This window comes from Exiguobacterium indicum HHS 31 (assembly GCF_001939065.1).
Lineage (GTDB): Bacteria > Bacillota > Bacilli > Exiguobacteriales > Exiguobacteriaceae > Exiguobacterium_A > Exiguobacterium_A indicum.
This window is the reverse complement of the sequence record NZ_MPSZ01000006.1, coordinates 156,918-176,303: the sequence shown is the minus strand read 5'-3', so window position 1 is coordinate 176,303 and position 19,386 is coordinate 156,918. Positions and strand designations below refer to the sequence as shown.

Genomic DNA, 19,386 nt, shown 5'->3' with positions numbered 1-19,386 from the left:
AATCCGTATCAATCAGTGAAAGACGCTGATTGATACGGATTTTTGATTATTTCTTCAACAGTAGATAGATGAAGTATGGTGCTCCAATCAAGGCGACGACGATCCCAGCCGGTACACCGTCTGGTCCCGCGATATTGCGTCCAATCGTATCAGCGAACGCAAGCAACCAGCCGCCGAGTAAAAGGGCAATCGGTAGGAAGAACTGATGGCGTGGTCCAACGAGCGCACGAGCGATATGTGGCGCCATCAGACCGATGAAGGAAATCCCACCCGTGACGGAGACGGCAGCAGCAGCGAGCGCGACGGCTGTCAACAAGAGTTGGATCCGTTCTTTTTCAATCGCGACGCCAACACCAATCGCGACCGGTTCATTCAAGGCAAGTAGATTGAGCTTATTCGCCTTATAGAACGTGAGCGGAATCAAGACGAGTAACCACGGTAAGAGTGAGTAGACGAAGATCCAGTCCGTCCCCCAGATGTTACCGGCGAGCCACTTGGCGATGAAGTCGACCTTTTCACGACGCGTCGACGAAATCAGGATGACCATGATTCCAGACAGTGCCATCGAGAAGCCGACACCCGTTAAGATCAAGCGGATCGGTTGGAGTCCTTGTACACGGTCGTACGAGAACAGGTAGATCGCTGTCGCGGTGACGAGTGCACCGAAGAAGGCAGCGATCGGTAACAGATAGATGAATGACCCGACATCGGTCGGGAAGTACAGGAAGAACAAGGCGACGGCGACGCCAGCTCCCGTATTGATGCCGATGATACCAGGATCAGCGAGTTCATTGCGGGTGATCCCTTGTAAGATGGCACCCGATAAGGCAAGCGCCATTCCTGCCATGACGGTGATGAGCAGTCGGGGCAAGCGGAGCGAATAGAGGACGAACTCCTCTTTGAACGAACCGTTTCCAAGTAACGTCGGCAGTAAACGATCATACGAAAGGGAAGCAGGTCCAAGACCGATGCTGACGACGAGTGTTGCGATCAATAGTGCCAGTAACGTCCAAAACGTCAGTTGCTGGCGACGGCGTAAACGAGATTCCATCATGAGAAAGCACGCCCTCCTTTCCGAACGATTAAGAGGAAGAATGGTAGCCCGAGCATCGAAACGATCGCGATGACCGGCGTCTCATAGGGTGCGTATAGTGTCCGTCCAATCGTATCAGCAAGCAACATGAACGTCGCACCAAAGATCGCGGTCATCGGCAGGATGAACCGATAGTCCGTCCCGACGATCGCGCGGACGATATGCGGAATCATCAGCCCGATGAATGCCATGTTACCGACGAGGGCTACGGCAGCACCGGCAAGCAGGATGACGACGACGTAGAGGACCGCTTTGATCCGCTGGATGTTCTGTCCGAGTCCGAGCGCGACTTCTTCCGAAAGACTGAGGATTGTCAATTGTCGTGAGAAAATGAACGAAATCAAAATTCCAATTGCGATGACTGGCGCAATGACTTGCAGTTGTCCCCAGGTCGACCCGACGAGTCCACCGGACGTCCATTGTGAGACATCTTGGGCAATCTTGAAGTAAATCCCGATGCCTTCTGCAATCGCATACAGAAACGCTGAGATCGCAGAACCAGCAAGGACGATCCGGAGCGGGGAGAAGCCGCCTTTTTTCGAAGCGCCGATTCCAAAGACAAGTGCTGCCCCGAGTGCTGCTCCGACGAAACACGCGATCATGATCCCGAAGTAGTCAATTTTCGGGAACAGGACGATGACGAGCGCCAGTGCCGCATTCGCACCTGCTGTCAGACCGAGCAGACCAGGATCTGCGAGGGGATTGCGTGTCATTGCTTGCATGATGGCACCTGAGACACCGAGTGCCGCACCGACGAGGATTGCTGCCAGTTCCCGTGGCAAGCGGATTTCTTGGACGATTTTTGCTTTTTCATTCAACGGTCCGAACGTCAAAGCGTTCCAGACTTCGCGCGTCGTCGTATCGGCAGCACCGAACGTCATTGCGATCCAGAACATCCCGAAAAAGAGGACGAGACCGAGTGTGATTTTAATGCCGAACGGAATTCGACCAGCTGACATGAATGTCGCCTCCATTTCTGATTCAGTGAGTGAGCCGCAAAAAAAAGGGAGGGATCCCGCAGGTTCCCTCCCTTATTCATTATGCGCCAAGGAAACTTTTCTTGAAGAACTCGAGTTGACGTTCGAGTGTGAGCGGATCGTTGAAGTAGAACTCCTTCGAATCGACTTCGAAGACACGATCGTTTTTGACGGCTGGAATGTTCTTGAACGTATCCGTTTTCGTGAATGAGTTGTCCGCTTCCGCACTCTTACTGAAGATGAGGTAGTCGCCTGCGTATTCAGGAAGGACTTCTGGTGACAACGCGTAGTATCCGTCTTTTAATGCCATCTTCGTGACTTTATCTGGCATTTTCAATTTCATTTCCTGATAGAGAATCTCTGTTCCACGACCCCAGTTATCGCCGAAGACGTAGAGTTGTTTATCGAAGCTTTCGATGACAGAAACAGTAGCATCTTCACCGATTTTTGCTTTGATGTCTTTACCGGCAGCAGCAGCGCGTGTTTTAAAGTCTTTGACCCAGTCGCGTGCTTCTTGCTCTTTGTTGAGCAATTTACCGATTTCGATATGTTGCGTCAAGTAGTCGACTTTTCCGTATGTGTACGTGACCGTCGGAGCAATCTTTTTGATTTTATCAAGGTTTTTCGTTGTTGAGTAGCCGATGATCAAGTCTGGTTCGAGTTCGATGATTTTTTCAACGTTCTCTTCCGATACTTCCGTGACATCTTTGAGCTTGTCGAACTTCGGATTCGCTTTTGACCACGAATCGACACCAACGACAGGTACGTCGAGTGCCATGACGTTACCGGCAAAACCAGCGAGAACAACGACACGTTTTGGATTAGCCGGAACTTTGATGTCACCGTTCTCCGATTTGTACGTAATCGTCTCGTTTTTCGACCCAGACGCTGCGTCGTCTTTTTTCTCCGTATTGCCACACGCTGCGATGACGAGCGTGAGAATGAGTAGAACCGGTAAAAGTAGTTTCTTCATGATTCAATCTCCCTTGATTAAGTTGTAGGTGATACACATCGGCTTGTTCGTCCGCGGATCGCGTCCGATTTCAGCATCGATATGGAATACTTCTTGTAAGACGTCTTTTGCGATGACTTCCTCACACGTTCCGGCTTTGACGACTTCACCGTTTTTCATGGCGATGATATAGTCGGCGAACCGTGCCGCTTGATTCAAATCATGCAGGACCATGACGATCGTCCGTCCTTCAGTCCGGTTGAGATGCTCGAGTAGTTCGAGTACCTCGAGTTGGTGGGCGAGATCAAGATAAGTCGTCGGTTCATCGAGGAAGATGATGTCCGTCTCTTGGGCGAGTGCCATCGCAATCCAGACCCGTTGACGTTGACCACCCGACAGCGCATCGACGGGACGATGTTTAAATGCCATCGTATCCGTTGCTTCGAGTGCCCAATCGATGATCTCGTAATCGTGTTTCGTCAAGCGTCCAAATCCTTTTTGGTACGGGAAACGACCGTATGAGACGAGCTCTGCGACCGTCAGACCACTTGCGCTCTCTGGAGTTTGTGGCAGAATAGCCATTTTCCGGGCAAGTAGCTTCGTACTTTCCTTGGCGATATCGAGACCATCGAGCAATGCACGTCCTGATTGATGAGGAATGATCCGTGTCATCGCTTTCAATAAAGTCGATTTGCCACATCCGTTCGCCCCAATGATCGTCGTGATTTGTCGATCGGGAATTTGGACGGACAAGTCTTTGACGATGGGACGATCACCGTAGCCGATATTGATTTCTTCTGTTGCTAGACGTACCATACGCGACGACTCCTTCGTTGTTCTCTCCGTTTTCAATGATAATGATTATCACTATCGTCTCATTAACCATACCAGTCCTGTAAAAACGCTGTCAACATTTTTTCTTGTGTTCAAGAGATGTTCACGTTATCATGAGGGAGTGAGAATGATAATCAATCGTAATCAAAGATGAGGAGTGAGCGAGATGAGGGAACAGGAGTTGTTCGACGTAACGATCATCGGCGGAGGACCTGCAGGGTTATATTCGACGTTCTATAGTGGTCTTCGGGGCATGAAGACGAAATTGATCGAGTATCAAGCAGAACTCGGAGGAAAATTGCACGTCTATCCGGAAAAGATGATCTGGGACGTCGGCGGACAGCCACCGATCATTGGTGAAAAACTCATGGCTCAACTCGTCGAACAAGGACTGACGTTCCAACCGACTGTTCAATTGAATGAAAAGATCATCTCGATCGCAAAAGACGTCTTCGGCAACTTCGTCTTAGAAGCAGAATCGGGTCGGATCCATTATTCGAAGACGGTCATCGTCGCGGTCGGCGGCGGCATCCTCAATCCACAAAAATTAAAAGTCGAAGGTGCGGAACGCTTTGAAGTGTCGAACTTGAACTATACGGTCAAATCGATTGAACGCTTTAAAGGAAAGACCGTCATCGTCTCAGGTGGTGGGAACTCTGCGATCGACTGGGCGAACGAGCTCGAACCGGTCGCGAAAAAAGTCTACGTCACGTATCGCCGGGATTGTTTCTCGGGGCACGAGGCGCAAGTCGACCAGCTCGTTAAAAGTTCGGCTGTTTGTCTCCTCAACACGACGATTCACAAGCTGATCGCAAGTCCTGATCATCAACGGATCGCATCAGTCGAATTGATCGACTGTCAAACAGAGGAAATCGTTGAGATTCCAATTGATGAAGTCATCATCAATCACGGCTACGAGCAGGACGCGGCACTGCTTGACGCCTGTGATCTCGATATCGCACGGGTCGATGACTTCTATATCGCGGGTAACGCAGCGAGCGAGTCGAGTGTACCGGGACTATATGCTGCCGGAGATATTCTTTCACACGACGGGAAGGTCCATTTGATCTCAGGTGCCTTTCAAGATGCGGCGAATGCCGTCAACCGGGCAAAACGCTTCATTGAGCCGGAAGCGCCAAAAGTGGCGATGGTCTCGTCACATAACGAAGTCTTTAAAAAACGCAATCGTGCGTTGATTGAGGAACGCGTCAATCAACAATCTTGAATAATGTTCAAACGTCCAAAATGCTTGGAAACAAGCGGATTTTGGACGTTTTTTTATACAGAATCTAGTTTTGTACTATAACAGAATGATTTGACAACGTACTGTATTTAGGACAAAATTCTACTTATGTTCCACTACATGTAGGATACAAGTAAGACGGATGTATAAGGAGGAAGAGTATGACAACTACGAAACGTAAGCCAATTGGTCTTGCCTGGCAAATTTTAATCGGCTTGATTCTCGGGATCACAGTCGGTGGTGTATTTTATGGGAATCCCCATGTCGCGGAGTGGCTCAAGCCAATCGGTGACATCTTTATCCGGATGATGAAAATGATTGTCGTTCCGATCGTCTTCACGACGATCGTCCTCGGTGTCTCATCAGTCGGTAGTCCGAAAAGTCTCGGACGTCTTGGCGTCAAAACGCTCGGTTACTTCACGATCGTGACGATGATCGCCATCTTCACGGGGCTGTTCGCAGCCAATCTCGTTGAACCGGGTGCTGGTATTAACATGTCGACACTCGATAAAACGGACATTTCGACATATGTCGAAACGGAAGAGACGACACAAGACGCAGGACTCGTCGACAAGATCGTCAACATCGTCCCGACGAACATCTTGGACGCGATGGTCCGCGGTGACATGCTTGCAATTATTTTCTTCTCGGTCTTATTCGGACTCGGTGTCGGTTTTGCAGGAGAGAAGGGCCAACCGGTCGTTCGTTTCTTTGAAGGCGTCGCAGCAGCGATGTTCAATCTCGTCAATATCGTCATGAAATTTGCGCCGATTGGTGTCTTCGCTTTAATCGGTGTCACGGTCTCGACGTTCGGGATTGAATCGCTCGGTTCATTGTTTAAATTGATTGCGACGTTATACGTCACAGCGCTTCTCTTCATGGTCGTCGTCTTCGGTGCCATCATGAAGTGGGTTGGCATTCGGGTATCTGATTTCACGCGTATCTTTAAGGATGAGCTCTTGCTGACGTATTCGACGGCGTCGTCTGAGACGGTACTGCCACGGATCATGGAAAAACTCGAGAAGATGGGTGTTCCGAAATCAATCGTCAGTTTCGTCGTACCGACGGGTTATTCGTTTAACCTTGATGGATCTGCGCTTTATCAAGCGCTCGCAGCCTTGTTCATCGCACAGATGTACGGGATTGATCTCTCGATTGGAACACAGCTGACGCTTGTCTTCGTCTTAATGCTGACATCAAAAGGGATGGCTGCCGTTCCTGGCGTCTCATTCGTCGTTTTACTCGCAACACTCGGTACGGTCGGTATCCCGGCAGAAGGACTTGCCTTCATCGCGGGGATTGACCGAATCATGGATATGATGCGCTCGGTCGTCAACGTCACAGGAAACACGCTCGCTTCACTCGTCATCGCGAAGTGGGAAGGTGTCCTTGACGAAGACCAACTCGAGACGTTCATGTCGACAGAAGGTAAAAAAGACGACGTCCGCAGTGCGTGATTGTCGTAAATATAAGGAAGGACTGAATCGTCAGTCCTTCTTTTTTTCGTCCTTGAAAATAGATTAAAGTCGATTGTTTTTAAATAAAATCCCTTATTTTTGATTATAGTTAAAATTATGTTGAATATTATTAATTATAAAGTTAATATTATTGATATAATCATAGGGGAGAGGCGATAGGATGGAAACGGTAGGAATCGTCATTGGTATTGTCATAGTCTGTATCGTACAATTTTACTTAGCACGGCGAGGAAGAGTCTGGAGCCTCATCATTCCAGCGATCATCATCGGGCTCGGAATTTACTGGTATTTCGGAACAGGACCACACACGTCGGATCGGGAGTCAGTGATTCGGATGGGAACGTTTGCCTGTTTATCACTCATGATCTCAATGGCCGAGATGGGAGTTAACTCACGTCGCAAGCAACTGAAGCGTGAAAAAGAACGAATGGAGATTCAAGATTTGTAAGAGAAGTGAGGGAACACGATGGAACGACAAGACGTGCCCGCTTGGGTACTGGCACTCGAACAGGAGCATCTCGAGTTCATCCGCAAGTTCGTCTTGAGCTCTGGTTCATTAAAGGATATGGCAACTGCCTATCAAGTATCCTACCCGACCGTCCGGGCGAAGTTGAACCAGTTGATCGAGCGGATTGATTCGGTGCAGCAAGAGGATGTCGAGTTCGTCAATATGATCAAGAACTTGGTCTTAGATGAACGGTTGAGTCTCGATGTGGCGAAGACGATCATCGATTCCTACCGCAAGGGTCAAGCGAAAGAATAAACCAAAAAACGAGATTCCCGTCTGACGGAAATCTCGTTTTTTTATTGTTTGTCGTTCTTTTTGTCCTGTTCCTTCTTGATCATCTTCTTTGCTGCTGCGCGGAAGCGGAAGATCAAGTAGAGACGGTAGAAGTCGATCGCGGCAAACAACGTCAGCAGGATCGTCCAGAAGTTAAAGACCGTTCCTGCTTCGACCGAGTTGTTGTAGGCGAGGAACATGAAGAGAATACCGAATATGGCATAGAATACTGCCATGAAGTTCGAGCTTTGACGCATGAAAACACGACCTTTCGTAAATTAAGACATCGCGTAGATGGCGAGTACGACGATTCCGTTGTTAAAGACATGGATGGCGATCGGAGCAATGATCCGGCGCGTCTTGACGAAGACGAGCGAGAAGACAAAACTCATCGCGACATAGATTAAAAATTTGTTGTCTTGGTGAATCAGTCCGAACAAGGCACCCGTCAAGATGAAGCTGAAGAAGAAACCGAGCTTCGAGGAGAGATTCCCGAACAGGATATGCCGGAACAAGAACTCTTCCATGATCGGTCCGAGCAGGACGACCATGACTTGAAGGAGTGGGATGACTTGGATCGCTTGGATGATCTGATCCGTATTTTGCGATTTCGCGACATTCTCGATCCCGCCTGCCATCCAGGCATCGATCAAGTTGACGCTGATCAAGAGCGCATACAGGAGCACGATCCCGATTCCGATCCATTTCAACGTATCCATCGGATCGGTTTGACGTCCCTCTGCCTTCCACTTCTGCCAATCGGGACGCAGGCAGTAGTAGGAGACGATGACGGCGACCGTGAAGCCGATCGCAAGCCACCAACCGGCGACGTCAGCAATGACGTTTTTCGGAAGGAAATACTGGAACGAACCCGGAACCAATTGGACGATCAGATAGATGATGATCGGAATGACGTGACGCTTTTGCCACTTCTCCGCCATCACGAAAGGCAGACTGATTGGATTTTTCATCGTACAGGACACAACTCCTTTGTAATGAAGGTACTGTCCCGATTGTAACAAACAAACGGTCTTGGCGCACGATTGACGATGATTCAAAGGTGTCGATTTCGGGAAAACGGATAAAGGTTCAGGCTTGAATTCAGAAGAGAAAGCGTATAAGATAAAAATATGTTAGCACTCAACTAAAGTGAGTGCTAAAAAACAGTCATTTTCAAGGAGGATGTTTCGCATGTTAAAACCACTTGGTGATCGCATCGTGATCGAAGTCGTTAAAAAAGAAGAAACAACACTCGGAGGAATCGTTCTTCCTGGGTCAGCGAAAGAAAAACCACAAGAGGGTAAAGTCGTCGCTGTCGGTACAGGCCGTGTGACAGAGCAAGGCGTACGTGTACCACTTGAAGTGAGTGTCGGAGATCACGTCATCTATGCACAATATGCCGGTTCAGAGGTCAAAGTCGACGGCAATGAATACTTAATTTTACGCGAAAGCGATATTTTGGCAGTAGCCGAGTAATTCAGTCAATCATCTAAAGGGGGATTTCAGTCATGGCAAAAGACATTTTATTCAGTGAAGAAGCACGTCGAGCAATGCTCCGCGGGGTCGACGCATTAGCGGATGCAGTCAAAGTCACGATCGGACCAAAAGGACGCAACGTCGTCCTCGAGCGGAAGTTCGGTTCACCACTCATCACGAATGATGGTGTGACGATCGCAAAAGAAATCGAACTCGAAGATCATTTCGAGAACATGGGTGCAAAACTCGTTGCAGAAGTTGCCTCAAAAACGAATGAGATCGCAGGGGATGGTACGACAACAGCGACAGTCCTCGCACAAGCGATGATTCGTGAAGGTCTTAAAAACGTTACAGCGGGCGCAAACCCGATGGTCATCCGTAAAGGAATCGAAAAAGCGGTCCGTCGCGCTGTCGAAGAGTTGCACACGATCGCAAAACCAATCGAAGGTAAAGAAGCAATCGCCCAAGTCGCAGCAATCTCAGCAGCGGACGAAGAAGTTGGTCAATTGATTGCAGAAGCGATGGAACGTGTCGGTCAAGATGGTGTCATCACGATCGAAGAATCACGCGGCTTCACGACAGAACTCGACGTCGTCGAAGGCATGCAGTTCGATCGTGGTTACGCGTCACCATACATGATTACGGATTCAGATAAGATGGAAGCGGTCCTTGAGAACCCGTACATCCTCGTCACGGACAAAAAGATCTCGAACATCCAAGAGATTCTTCCAGTCCTCGAGCAAGTCGTTCAACAAAACAAACCACTCCTTATTATCGCAGAAGACGTTGAAGGCGAAGCACTGGCGACACTCGTCGTCAACAAACTCCGTGGTACGTTCAACGCGGTAGCAGTCAAAGCACCAGGCTTTGGTGACCGCCGGAAAGCAATGCTTGAGGACATTTCAATTGTCACAGGCGCAGAATTGATCACAGAAGACCTCGGTCTTGATCTGAAAGAAACACAAATCACGCAACTCGGTCGCGCGTCGAAAGTCGTCGTCTCAAAAGACAACACGACAATCGTCGAAGGTCACGGACACGGGGATTCGATCGAAGCACGTGTCGGTACGATCCGTGCGCAAATCGAAGAGACGACAAGTGACTTCGATCGTGAGAAATTACAAGAGCGTCTGGCGAAACTCGCAGGCGGCGTAGCAGTCGTCAAAGTCGGGGCAGCAACCGAGACAGAACTCAAAGAACGCAAGCTCCGGATTGAAGATGCACTTAACGCGACACGCGCAGCGGTCGAAGAAGGTATCGTAGCAGGTGGGGGAACAGCTCTCATTCACGTTACGAAAGCCGTCGAATCGATTCTGTCGGTCTCAACAGGTGACGAAGCAACAGGTGTCAACATCGTGCTTCGCGCACTTGAAGCACCGCTTCGTCAAATCGCGGAAAACGCAGGTCAAGAAGGTTCGGTCATCGTCGAGCGTCTCAAGCATGAAGCGCCAGGAATGGGCTACAATGCGGCAACGGACGAGTATGTCGACATGATCGAGACAGGAATCGTCGATCCAGCGAAAGTAACGCGTTCAGCACTTCAAAACGCAGCGTCCGTTTCAGCGATGTTCTTAACAACAGAAGCCGTCATCGCCGATAAACCAGAACCAGCCGGATCTGCTCCTGCAATGCCTGATATGGGCGGCATGGGTGGAATGGGCGGAATGATGTAAGACATTTCATCTAAAAGTACCGAATCCTAGTAAGTAGGGTTCGGTACTTTTTGTTTGCGATAGTATACTTAATAGTTGAAAGAATTACATAAACAGTACTCGTCATTTTAGAAATAAAGATAACGAGAGAGGAGACGTCAAGTGAATGAAATTTTAAAAGGTATAGTAACGTCGGGTACGCTCATCGTCGCAATCGGCGCTCAAAATGCGTTCGTTCTTAAACAGGGTTTAATGAAAAACAATATTTTTTGGGTAGCGCTAGTATGTTTCTTATGCGATGTGTTATTGATGTGTACGGGCGTACTGGGAGTTGGTACCGTCATTAAGAATAATACGTTTGCAAATGTTGGTCTTGCGATTGTCGGAGGACTATTTCTTCTCTTGTATGGATTTAAATCTTTTCGTAGTGCATTTTCGTCATCACATACAATGGATGTTTCAACAGATTCTAAAATCATGCCCATTCACAAAACGATCTTACTCACATTAGCAATCACACTTTTAAATCCACATGTCTACTTAGATACGGTGGTCGTCATCGGTGGTATTGCTGGGACTTTGACGTTTGATCAAAAAGTCAATTTCTTGATCGGAGCCTTGATTGCCTCATTTGTCTGGTTTTTTGGATTAGGATATGGATCGAGATGGCTCATTCCTGTGTTTAAACAACCAAAAGCGTGGAAAGTACTGGATTTTGGAATAGGATGCTTAATGTTCTGGCTATCGTATCAATTAATTCAGTTTGCTCTAGAACAAAGTTAAAAAGATATTTAAAGGGTTAAGGAGCAACTACAAGATATGAAGGACGATGAGATTTTATATTTAGTTGAACAGATGTCTGATGAAGAATACCTCTATCATGAAGAAGTGAAGTGCTATACGAACGAAGGCTCACCATCCGACTTGGCTTATGAAAGAGTCCATCATTTTAGGGACGCAAATATGCTTCCGATATTGAAAACTTTACTCGACAAAGTGAAACAAGCAGAACAAAAAAAACATCTTTATTTTATGATTGGAACGATTGGTGTGAATTCGGGAGATGTTCGTGCAGGGATGTTATTGCTTGAAAAACTGGAGCAAGAGACAAAGCCGAGTCTTCTCGAAAGCATTTTGGAAGAACTAGCAAAACAACAATGCATTCCTGATACAGAACGAATTGTGAAATATATAGACGATTCTCGGTCGTCTGTTCGAGAAGCTGCGATTCGAGCATTGCGAGCCTGTCGAGATGAGATAGCAGAAGATGCGCTAATTCGTTTGATTACGACATCAAGTAACTCTTTTGATATCATGAGTGCTAATTTTGTTTTAGCCACGATTGGAACAGAACGAGCCGTTCCTTATCTGATTCCTTTATTGGATCATTCTCGAGGAGACGCGAGGCATTCGGCTCTAGCTACGCTAAGTGAACTTGGAAATAGATCAGATCTTTCAATATTTTTGCATGGACTAAAAGATCGATCTAGCAAGGTGAGAGAGTATGCGTTAGTCGCAATTGAGCGACATGGTGATGAAGCAGCGATTGAACCGGTGATCAAACGTGTACAAACATTATTGAAGCGAATGCGACAAATAAAAACAGATGAAGTCCTAATCGCTCTTCGATTTTTACATCGATACCAGCATTCCCATCAGGCGATTCCTAAACTGTTTCATTGGATCATTCAAACAAAAAGAGAAGTCTTGTTTGACGAAGAATGGCAATGGATCGAAGACCATTTTACTTGCTATTGATGGGCTCGAGGATAGGTGGAGATAACAATCAATAAACAAACCTGACCTTCTTCACGTCTAGTGAGAAGTCAGGCTTGTTTATTTTAAGAAAATCAGATGTCCTTTGATTACTCCAGTTCATTCTCCTCAATAATCTTATCCGACAGCTTTAACTGCTTACTCACATCCTTGACTTGATTTCGACAGAACTTCAGCTCAACTTTCTTTTTTGTCGAGACGTCATAGCAGGTGCCTTCACCGGATGCTTTCGTCAAATCCGCTTCATAGTAATAGTCCTTGTAGCGAAACGAACCATCACGGAAGCCGGTCAGATTCGGTTGATCATCGACGAGGGATTGTCCCATCATATAGGACGTCTTAAGATTCAATAGATCAATGATTGTTGGTGCGATATCGATCTGTCCGCCATTCTCTTTCATGACCCGACCGGTTTGCTGGTCGGGTTTTTTGATGAAGAGTGGGATGCGGCGCTCGAGTTCAAAGGCAGCAACCGGGGACGAGATATCCGCTTTTTTGCGCATCTCGCTGTCTTCATTGACAAGTCCACTATCGTGATCGCCATAAAAGATGACGAGAGACTGATCCCAAAGATCGCGTTGTTTCAACTCGTCGATCATCTTTCCGACACCGGTATCGACGTAATGGACGGTCTGATAATACCGTTTCAGCATTGGATCCTCATAACCAGATAGATCAAGCGTCTGGTCTTCCTTGTCAATTTCATACGGTGTATGACTCGTCAGCGCGACTAAAAACGAGAAGAACGGTTCTTGCAACGTCTCCATGTGATCAATCGATTCGAGGAAGAACTGTTGATCGTTCAGTGCCATGCCGATTTTCTTCTCTTTTGAATAATCCTTTTGGCTGAAGAAGTGCTTAAAACCGATGTTCTTGTAGACATCGTCACGATTCCAGAAGCCTTTTTCGTAGGCATGCATCGCTGCCGTATCGTATCCGTTTTTCTCAAGTAATGCAGGGAGCGGCTCGAATTCATTCGTCGGATATCGCGTATAGACAGAGCCTGATTTTAATGGATAAAGTGACGTGTTCGTGATGAACTCAGCGTCCGAAGTTCGTCCTTCATGCGTCTGGTGGTAGAACGACGAGAAGTAGAGTGATTCCTTCTTCAATTGATTCAGGTTCGGCGTCACTTCTTCACCGTTGATGGTCTGGTCGATGACTGAAGCCTGGAACGACTCGAGCTGCACCAGAATGATATTTGGCGTCTGCTTCGGACCCGTTGGATTCGTCTGTTCCTTTTGATTGATGCGCTGTTGTTCCTGTGCCGTCAGTCCGTCGCCGGGTCGTCCAGTCACGCCTTTAAACACATCCCATCCGTGATAACCCCAAAAGCCAAACAGGTAGTAGTCACGCATATCGGAGATCGTTGCCGTCGGTTGACGCTCTTCCGTTAGCGTCCGGTACGTCAGTAGCGAAGCAGACAAGACGATACCACTGACTGCAAGGATTCCCGCCGTCCGGCGTCGTGTTTGCTTCGTCGTCACTTCCGGTCGTTTGTGGAAAACAAAAAGCAGTAGTACAAAGATCAAACTATCAGCGAACAAGAGGAAGTCTTGCGGTACGATCAAGGCGGTGAAGCCGCTACTGACGTCACTCATCTGCGTCATCTGTGAGAGGAGCGAGACGGAGAGAAAGTCCTCGAAGTAACGGTAGTACCACATGTCGGAAGCCAGTAGAAAACTGTGCGCGAGCAGTAGACCGAGCCAGACCCAGCGGCGTTTATTCCACGGAATCAGTAACGTCCAGCTCGACAGGATCAGCATCCCGGCCAGGTTCATGAGTGTTAAATGGAGCGAAAGATCGGTCTTTGTAAAGTAACTAAACAGCATGAACTTCAGCATGCCGAGTAACAGATAAAGGGTGTAGCGAATCGCCATGGTCAGTACTCCTTACGTGTGTCGTCACACGGTCTTTACCCTAAACGTTTGATGGTGGAACGCCCAGATGTGGACAGCCATGTTCGCTTGTTCCATGATGTAGTCGAAAAATTGGTCTATATTTCCTCTTGAATTCAAACAATTGACGTTAATTTGCGCAGAAAGCGGGAATAGAAAGCGTGTACGTCCATCGTCCGTCACTGTCTTTTAAAAAAGGAGCGAAGTCATGTCAAACGTGAAACTAGCGGTCATCTATTACAGCGCAACCGGAACGAACCATCAACTTGCCTCATGGGCAAAAGAAGCGGGAGAAGCGGCAGGAGCAGAAGTCCGCCTTGCGAAAATCAAGGAGACAGCCCCAGCAGAAGCGATTGCTTCGAACCCATTGTGGCAAAAGCATGCGGATGCCACACGTGATATCGAAGAAGCGACACCGGATCTACTCGACTGGGCAGATGCGATTATCTTTAGCGTCCCGACACGTTACGGTCATGTCCCAGGACAATTCCAACAGTTCCTCGACACGACAGGCGGACTGTGGGCACAAGGCAAACTCGTCAATAAAGTCGTCAGTGCGATGTCGTCGGCACAGAATCCGCATGGCGGTCAGGAAGCGACTGTTCTCGCAGTTTATACGACGATGTTCCACTGGGGTGCAATCGTTGCGGCACCAGGTTATTCGGATCCTGTCTTGTTCGCAGCGGGCGGAAATCCATATGGTACGTCAGTCACTGTCGACCAAGACGGCAACATGGTCGAATCAGTCGAACCAGCCGTGCGCCATCAAGCGAAACGGACGGTTGAAGTGGCAAGCCGTCTTAACTCATAACATTACCTAATTTAAAAAGCGCCGGAATGCGGATTCGCATTCTGGCGCTTTTTCGTATGCATCATGTGTTTTGTGTCAACGGAAGTTCGACTGTGAACGTCGAGCCTTGCCCTTCGATCGACTCGACATGGATTTCTCCCTCATGTCCACGCGCAATTTCGCGACAGATTGAGAGCCCAAGACCAGTACCGCCGATTTGACGGGTGTCCGAATTATCGACACGATAGAATTTTTGGAACAGGTTACTCATCGCAGAAGCTGGAATCCCGATGCCCTCATCTTGAATCGCGACGGTGACACGTGACGTGTGTCGCGTTAGTTGGATATCGATCGTTCCACCAGCTGGTGAGTATTTAATCGCATTGTTGATCAGGTTACTGAACAATTGGCGAATCTTCTTCGCATCCCCTTCGACGATCAGCGGTTCGACGTTTCGGAATATTTCAATCGCATGGGAAGAAGACGACAGGCTATGCAACTGTTTCAAATCACGAATCATCGCGACGATATCGAACGGTGCCATCTCATATTCCTGACGGTTTGCTTCCATCCGTTGCAGGTCGAGGAAGTCATTGATCAACAGCGAAAGACGTTCTGTTTCCGAATGGACCGCTTCGAGATACTTCTTCTGTCGCTTCGGTGGCAGGTCACGCTGGATCATCAGCTCAGTAAAGCCATAGATCGACGAGAGTGGTGTCCGCAGTTCGTGCGAGATCGTCGAGACGAGTTCATTTTTGATTCGATCGATCTCGACTTCGTTCGTCACGTCACGTAAGACGAGTAGAATCCCGCGGAACTGTCCACCATAATGAATGCTCTCGGAATACGTCTTGATGAAGCGTCGCTCGTGATCGATCGAGAAGGTGATTCCTTCACCGATTTCTCGTTTCACGAACGTCTTTTTCAAGTAACGTTCGAATTCCGGTAGTTGGTCGACGCGATGCTTGAGTTGAACGACAGACGGAGTGATGTTCATCAGTCCGTTCTCATCGAGGCTGTCATCTACCGGATGATCGAACAGGTCAAGTAACGGTCGATTGATCAATTGAATATCGCCTTCGGGTTCGATATAGACGATCGATTCACGAATCGAGTTCAATAGTCGCGCCGTTTTTTCCCGTTCGCGTTCAATCTCGTCGAACGTCCGCATCCGCAAGAGTGACAATGCCAGCTGGCGCGCGAAAGCGGCTAGTTCCTCCTGCTCGTAACGATCAAACCGATCCTGATCGCGGGACAAGAAGATATAGGCGATGATCTCATTTTGACTCGGATCAAGAACCGGTGTGACAGCGCGTGCGACTTCGTCCTCGAACTGTGTATGCGGTCGTTTATCTTGTCGCGACTCACGCAATAACGGCTCAATCGTTGGCATCCAATCCTCGACTGTGAGAGGTGTCTGTGGATAAAAGACGATATCGATGACTTTTGTTCCTTCTTTAAAGATCAGTGCGCCTTGATCAGACTGCGTGATCTCAACCATCTTTTGGATGACAGAAGGATAAGCACTGATGCTATCACGCGACGCAAGTGTCTCCGTCAATTGATTACGTAGCCGTAAATGGGACTCGTTCCGTTGCGTCAGTTTCAACGCATCTTCGAGATTAACGTTCGTCGACATCAATTGGTGTTTGTTTTCAATCAAGGCTGTCGCCATCTGATGGAACGATTTACTCAATTCACCGATCTCGTCAGCACGGTTGAGCGGAATCAACGGTAACGTATGCTCACCACTTGCAAGGAGCTTGCTCTCCTTGCTGAGAAGGTGGATTTGTCGCGTCGTCCGTTCGATGAACGGGCGGACGATCAGCAAGATAACAAGGAACAATACGAGCAGATTGACGAGCCAAATCCACTCAGCATACTTTGTCTGGGTGACAAGTTGTTCTTTTGCACCGAGTTCTTTCGCGCGAAGACTACTCCGATAGTTCGTGAATGTGCTCTCCATCGTGTTGACACTTTTACGCATCGTCTCACTGTTTGAGGCATTCATCTTGAATTTCCGATTCGGATCCCGTGGTACTTGTGGCATCATCGCCTTCAGACTTGGCATCTGCAAGAAACGTTCGTCAATCTTTCCTTCTTGTTTTGCTTGGACATATTTAATTAAGCTTGGCATGACGAAATTGGTATAAGAATTATAGAGCGAACGAATATCAGACGCATAGATTTGATCCGCCTTGTAGAGACGATTTTTCTCAAACCAAGCCGTCTGTTGTTCGAGTGAGGCTTTTTTTTCATCAATCACGTCGAGCACGGCATCGTCACCGAAGACGATATAACCCCGCATCTCGTATTGAAGGGACTGCCAATCGTCCCAAAGTTTTGTCGCTCGATCTTCGCGCAAGCTGATCGCATCGAGCTCTTGTTTCGCATCCGTGACTTGGTGGTTCGTGTAAAAATAAGCAGCCAGGGAAGAGATCGATAGTGTAATAAGAATGAGATAAAACGACGACATGATCTGTCGGCTGATCTTTTGATTGAACCATTTTCGCATATGGATTATGGATGCTCCTTTGTCTATGTGAGTCAAGCGTCGATTAGATGTATTACGTTGGAATATTTGTTACCGTAATCGTACATTTTTTAGACGAATAAATATAGTCATAATGCTTAAAATATCTTCAAAGTAAGAGATACAGGTTCACAAAGAAAACTTAGAACGACAAAAAAGCAGGACGGGATTTTACTCCCAACCTGCTCCGATGCCCATTAATGATGTTCGACGACGATCTTCCCAATCGTTTTTCCGCTCTCGACGAGACGGTGTGCTTCTTTCAGATTGTCAGCGTTCATGCCGATTAACGTCTGTGTCACCGTCGTCTCAAGTGTATGCTCTTCGATCCATGCTGCGACTTGCGTCAGAATCTCATGTTGGCGGATCATGTCCTCTGTCGCAAACAGCGGACGCGTGAACATGAACTCCCAAACGAACGTCGCACTCTTTTGTTGGAGCGCACTTAAATCGAGTTTTTGATCCGTCTCGACGATGCTACAGATTTTCCCTTGTGGTGCAATTACATCGACCATCGTCTCAAAATGTTGGTCCGTCGCATTGAGACAGAAGATATAGTCGACGTATTTGTAACCGAGGGCTTCCAGCTGAGGACGGAATGCCTCGTGGTGATTGATCGTATGATGTGCACCGTGTTCCTTCGCCCAATCAATCGTCTCGTCACGCGACGCCGTTCCGATGACGGTCAGCCCAGCGTGATTCGCGAGTTGTGTCGCGATTGAACCGACACCACCAGCAGCTCCAATGATGAGAATCGTCTTCTCGAGATTCGACTTAGCGTCAAACGTCAATCCGAGACGATCGGTCAATGCTTCATAAGCTGTCAGCGTCGTCAACGGGAGAGCAGCGGCTTCACTGAACGTCAACCGTTCCGGCTTTTTGGCGACGATCCGTTCATCAACGAGTTGGAAGTCACTGTTTGACCCAGGGCGCTGAATCGCACCGGCATAATAGACTTCATCACCGACTTGGAAGAGGGAGGCATCATCGCCGACTTCAATGACGACTCCGGCTGCATCGTAACCGATGACCTTCGGGGCGTCTTCGTCTTTCCCGTGAGCACGGACTTTCGTATCGACCGGGTTAACCGATACGGCTTTGATTTCAACCAATAAATCGTGTCCGGTTGCTTCCGGGCGTGGCAGTTCTAAATCAATCAGACTCTCTTGTTCCGTTAGTGGTAAGTGTCGGTGGAAACCGACAGCGGACATGTTCGACATCGACAATCATCCTTTCCAGATAGGAATCGTTTCTCTCCATCTGTTCCACCCCCGCTCGGTCTTAAAACCAATTGCGAAACTTTGAAAACCGATTCCCCTTCTGTCGTCAACGTAAGAATGCTGGATAGATATGGTAGCATATGAGAGTAGCTATCAACTTTTGAGAAGGAGCGATTTTGTATGTATGACGTCATCTCTCTACCGGCAGGACCGACTCAAGTCACGATTGAACGTTACCTCGTCCATGCGCATCCGCACCCACGTCCGTATCGACCCGCGCGTTTGATTGCCTTGCGTCAAAGTGGTGGCGTCATGCATCGACTGTATCGCACGGAGCGGGAAATCGTGCTCTCTCCGCACGAGGCACTTGCCCCACAAGTCCAGCGGCTCTCGTTCTCGCAACAGGAGCGTGTCCTAGCGTATATCGAAGAACGTCGCGCGAGCTTCGGTTTTGATGAAGGGGAGGAATACAAATTTTACTTACTCGAAGTGGCATACGAGCTCCGTCATCTGCCACGAACGGATCGACCGATTCGGGCGCATACGTACTATCAACTGGATGAGCTGTTGTCGGGTCGGCCGCTCGTCTTGCGAGCTAGAAGTCAAGAGCGCTCCACATGAGACAGAAAAACGGAACATGAAAAAGCAGTCCGCCTTTCCTGACGTTCATCGCGAGGAGGGCG

The 19,386-nt window shown here is 48.2% G+C and carries 19 protein-coding genes; 10 read left to right on the top strand and 9 right to left on the bottom strand.

The window, feature by feature from the left end; translation table 11 throughout:
• Positions 1–46: 46 nt before the first annotated feature.
• From N179_RS13705 to N179_RS13690, 4 genes are all read right to left on the bottom strand, one after another.
• Positions 47–1,054, bottom strand: a complete 1,008-nt coding sequence (locus tag N179_RS13705) for a FecCD family ABC transporter permease (RefSeq protein ID WP_023469597.1) — start codon at positions 1,052–1,054, stop codon at positions 47–49.
• Positions 1,051–2,052: a FecCD family ABC transporter permease gene (locus tag N179_RS13700; protein WP_023469596.1), complete on the bottom strand. Its 1,002-nt coding sequence runs from the start codon at positions 2,050–2,052 to the stop codon at positions 1,051–1,053. The genes N179_RS13705 and N179_RS13700 overlap by 4 nt, the downstream gene beginning before the upstream one ends.
• Positions 2,053–2,131: 79 nt before the next feature.
• The gene (locus tag N179_RS13695; protein ID WP_023469595.1) at positions 2,132–3,043 is read right to left on the bottom strand and encodes an iron-hydroxamate ABC transporter substrate-binding protein; all 912 of its coding nucleotides are present in this window, start codon (positions 3,041–3,043) and stop codon (positions 2,132–2,134) included.
• A 3-nt stretch (positions 3,044–3,046) separates the two neighbouring features.
• Positions 3,047–3,838 carry an ABC transporter ATP-binding protein gene (locus tag N179_RS13690; protein ID WP_023469594.1) on the bottom strand — a complete coding sequence of 264 codons (792 nt, stop codon included), beginning with the start codon at positions 3,836–3,838 and terminating at the stop codon, positions 3,047–3,049.
• 184 nt (positions 3,839–4,022) lie between these two features.
• Here N179_RS13690 and N179_RS13685 point away from each other — a divergent pair, with 184 nt between their 5' ends.
• The 4 genes from N179_RS13685 (at position 4,023) to N179_RS13670 (ending at position 7,340) form a co-directional block, all read left to right on the top strand.
• Positions 4,023–5,081, top strand: coding sequence for an NAD(P)/FAD-dependent oxidoreductase (locus N179_RS13685; protein WP_075643048.1), 1,059 nt, complete (start codon positions 4,023–4,025; stop codon positions 5,079–5,081).
• Positions 5,082–5,260: 179 nt separating this feature from the next.
• Positions 5,261–6,556, top strand: a complete 1,296-nt coding sequence (locus tag N179_RS13680) for a cation:dicarboxylate symporter family transporter (RefSeq protein ID WP_023469592.1) — start codon at positions 5,261–5,263, stop codon at positions 6,554–6,556.
• A 181-nt stretch (positions 6,557–6,737) separates the two neighbouring features.
• Positions 6,738–7,025 carry a hypothetical protein gene (locus N179_RS13675; RefSeq protein WP_075643047.1) on the top strand — a complete coding sequence of 96 codons (288 nt, stop codon included), beginning with the start codon at positions 6,738–6,740 and terminating at the stop codon, positions 7,023–7,025.
• Between the two features lie 18 nt (positions 7,026–7,043).
• Complete coding sequence (locus N179_RS13670) at positions 7,044–7,340, top strand: DUF2089 family protein (protein WP_023469590.1); 297 nt, start codon at positions 7,044–7,046, stop codon at positions 7,338–7,340.
• Positions 7,341–7,381: 41 nt separating this feature from the next.
• Here N179_RS13670 and N179_RS13665 read toward each other — a convergent pair whose 3' ends face one another.
• Both N179_RS13665 and N179_RS13660 read right to left on the bottom strand, forming a co-directional pair.
• On the bottom strand, positions 7,382–7,615 hold the full coding sequence (locus N179_RS13665) for a DUF4305 domain-containing protein (RefSeq protein ID WP_023469589.1): 234 nt from the start codon (positions 7,613–7,615) through the stop codon (positions 7,382–7,384).
• A 21-nt stretch (positions 7,616–7,636) separates the two neighbouring features.
• Entirely contained in the window at positions 7,637–8,329 is a 693-nt protein-coding gene (locus tag N179_RS13660) for a CPBP family intramembrane glutamic endopeptidase (protein ID WP_023469588.1), read from the bottom strand.
• Between the two features lie 220 nt (positions 8,330–8,549).
• On the opposite strand from N179_RS13660, the gene groES reads away from it, so the two are divergent.
• The 4 genes from groES to N179_RS13640 all read left to right on the top strand — a co-directional run bounded on the left by groES (position 8,550) and on the right by N179_RS13640 (position 12,244).
• On the top strand, positions 8,550–8,834 hold the full coding sequence (gene groES, locus N179_RS13655; RefSeq protein ID WP_023469587.1) for a co-chaperone GroES: 285 nt from the start codon (positions 8,550–8,552) through the stop codon (positions 8,832–8,834).
• Positions 8,835–8,866: 32 nt separating this feature from the next.
• A complete protein-coding gene (groL, locus tag N179_RS13650; RefSeq protein ID WP_023469586.1) occupies positions 8,867–10,507 on the top strand; it encodes a chaperonin GroEL in 1,641 nt (546 codons plus the stop codon).
• 141 nt (positions 10,508–10,648) lie between these two features.
• The gene (locus N179_RS13645; protein ID WP_023469585.1) at positions 10,649–11,269 is read left to right on the top strand and encodes a LysE/ArgO family amino acid transporter; all 621 of its coding nucleotides are present in this window, start codon (positions 10,649–10,651) and stop codon (positions 11,267–11,269) included.
• 36 nt (positions 11,270–11,305) lie between these two features.
• Positions 11,306–12,244 (top strand): HEAT repeat domain-containing protein, encoded by a 939-nt coding sequence (locus N179_RS13640; RefSeq protein ID WP_075643046.1) that lies wholly within the window; start codon positions 11,306–11,308, stop codon positions 12,242–12,244.
• 107 nt (positions 12,245–12,351) lie between these two features.
• Here N179_RS13640 and N179_RS13635 read toward each other — a convergent pair whose 3' ends face one another.
• Positions 12,352–14,142, bottom strand: a complete 1,791-nt coding sequence (locus N179_RS13635) for an LTA synthase family protein (protein ID WP_035395732.1) — start codon at positions 14,140–14,142, stop codon at positions 12,352–12,354.
• Between the two features lie 226 nt (positions 14,143–14,368).
• Here N179_RS13635 and wrbA point away from each other — a divergent pair, with 226 nt between their 5' ends.
• Positions 14,369–14,971, top strand: a complete 603-nt coding sequence (gene wrbA, locus N179_RS13630) for an NAD(P)H:quinone oxidoreductase (protein WP_023469582.1) — start codon at positions 14,369–14,371, stop codon at positions 14,969–14,971.
• Between the two features lie 61 nt (positions 14,972–15,032).
• Here wrbA and N179_RS13625 read toward each other — a convergent pair whose 3' ends face one another.
• Together N179_RS13625 and N179_RS13620 are read right to left on the bottom strand one after the other, a co-directional pair.
• Positions 15,033–17,465, bottom strand: coding sequence for a HAMP domain-containing sensor histidine kinase (locus tag N179_RS13625; RefSeq protein WP_075643045.1), 2,433 nt, complete (start codon positions 17,463–17,465; stop codon positions 15,033–15,035).
• Positions 17,466–17,680: 215 nt separating this feature from the next.
• Positions 17,681–18,694 (bottom strand): zinc-binding alcohol dehydrogenase family protein, encoded by a 1,014-nt coding sequence (locus N179_RS13620; protein WP_304465957.1) that lies wholly within the window; start codon positions 18,692–18,694, stop codon positions 17,681–17,683.
• 189 nt (positions 18,695–18,883) lie between these two features.
• Here N179_RS13620 and N179_RS13615 point away from each other — a divergent pair, with 189 nt between their 5' ends.
• Entirely contained in the window at positions 18,884–19,324 is a 441-nt protein-coding gene (locus N179_RS13615; protein WP_023469579.1) for a hypothetical protein, read from the top strand.
• Positions 19,325–19,386 lie beyond the last annotated feature (62 nt).

What these genes read in the sequence shown, in the direction of transcription:
- N179_RS13705 (WP_023469597.1), bottom strand. Translation starts at nt 1,054, where the DNA reads ATGATGGAATCTCGTTTACGCCGTCGCCAGCAACTGACGTTTTGGACG.
- N179_RS13700 (WP_023469596.1), bottom strand. Translation starts at nt 2,052, where the DNA reads ATGTCAGCTGGTCGAATTCCGTTCGGCATTAAAATCACACTCGGTCTC.
- N179_RS13695 (WP_023469595.1), bottom strand. Translation starts at nt 3,043, where the DNA reads ATGAAGAAACTACTTTTACCGGTTCTACTCATTCTCACGCTCGTCATC.
- N179_RS13690 (WP_023469594.1), bottom strand. Translation starts at nt 3,838, where the DNA reads ATGGTACGTCTAGCAACAGAAGAAATCAATATCGGCTACGGTGATCGT.
- N179_RS13685 (WP_075643048.1), top strand. Translation starts at nt 4,023, where the DNA reads ATGAGGGAACAGGAGTTGTTCGACGTAACGATCATCGGCGGAGGACCT.
- N179_RS13680 (WP_023469592.1), top strand. Translation starts at nt 5,261, where the DNA reads ATGACAACTACGAAACGTAAGCCAATTGGTCTTGCCTGGCAAATTTTA.
- N179_RS13675 (WP_075643047.1), top strand. Translation starts at nt 6,738, where the DNA reads ATGGAAACGGTAGGAATCGTCATTGGTATTGTCATAGTCTGTATCGTA.
- N179_RS13670 (WP_023469590.1), top strand. Translation starts at nt 7,044, where the DNA reads ATGGAACGACAAGACGTGCCCGCTTGGGTACTGGCACTCGAACAGGAG.
- N179_RS13665 (WP_023469589.1), bottom strand. Translation starts at nt 7,615, where the DNA reads ATGCGTCAAAGCTCGAACTTCATGGCAGTATTCTATGCCATATTCGGT.
- N179_RS13660 (WP_023469588.1), bottom strand. Translation starts at nt 8,329, where the DNA reads ATGAAAAATCCAATCAGTCTGCCTTTCGTGATGGCGGAGAAGTGGCAA.
- groES (WP_023469587.1), top strand. Translation starts at nt 8,550, where the DNA reads ATGTTAAAACCACTTGGTGATCGCATCGTGATCGAAGTCGTTAAAAAA.
- groL (WP_023469586.1), top strand. Translation starts at nt 8,867, where the DNA reads ATGGCAAAAGACATTTTATTCAGTGAAGAAGCACGTCGAGCAATGCTC.
- N179_RS13640 (WP_075643046.1), top strand. Translation starts at nt 11,306, where the DNA reads ATGAAGGACGATGAGATTTTATATTTAGTTGAACAGATGTCTGATGAA.
- N179_RS13635 (WP_035395732.1), bottom strand. Translation starts at nt 14,142, where the DNA reads ATGGCGATTCGCTACACCCTTTATCTGTTACTCGGCATGCTGAAGTTC.
- wrbA (WP_023469582.1), top strand. Translation starts at nt 14,369, where the DNA reads ATGTCAAACGTGAAACTAGCGGTCATCTATTACAGCGCAACCGGAACG.
- N179_RS13625 (WP_075643045.1), bottom strand. Translation starts at nt 17,465, where the DNA reads ATGCGAAAATGGTTCAATCAAAAGATCAGCCGACAGATCATGTCGTCG.
- N179_RS13620 (WP_304465957.1), bottom strand. Translation starts at nt 18,694, where the DNA reads ATGTCCGCTGTCGGTTTCCACCGACACTTACCACTAACGGAACAAGAG.
- N179_RS13615 (WP_023469579.1), top strand. Translation starts at nt 18,884, where the DNA reads ATGTATGACGTCATCTCTCTACCGGCAGGACCGACTCAAGTCACGATT.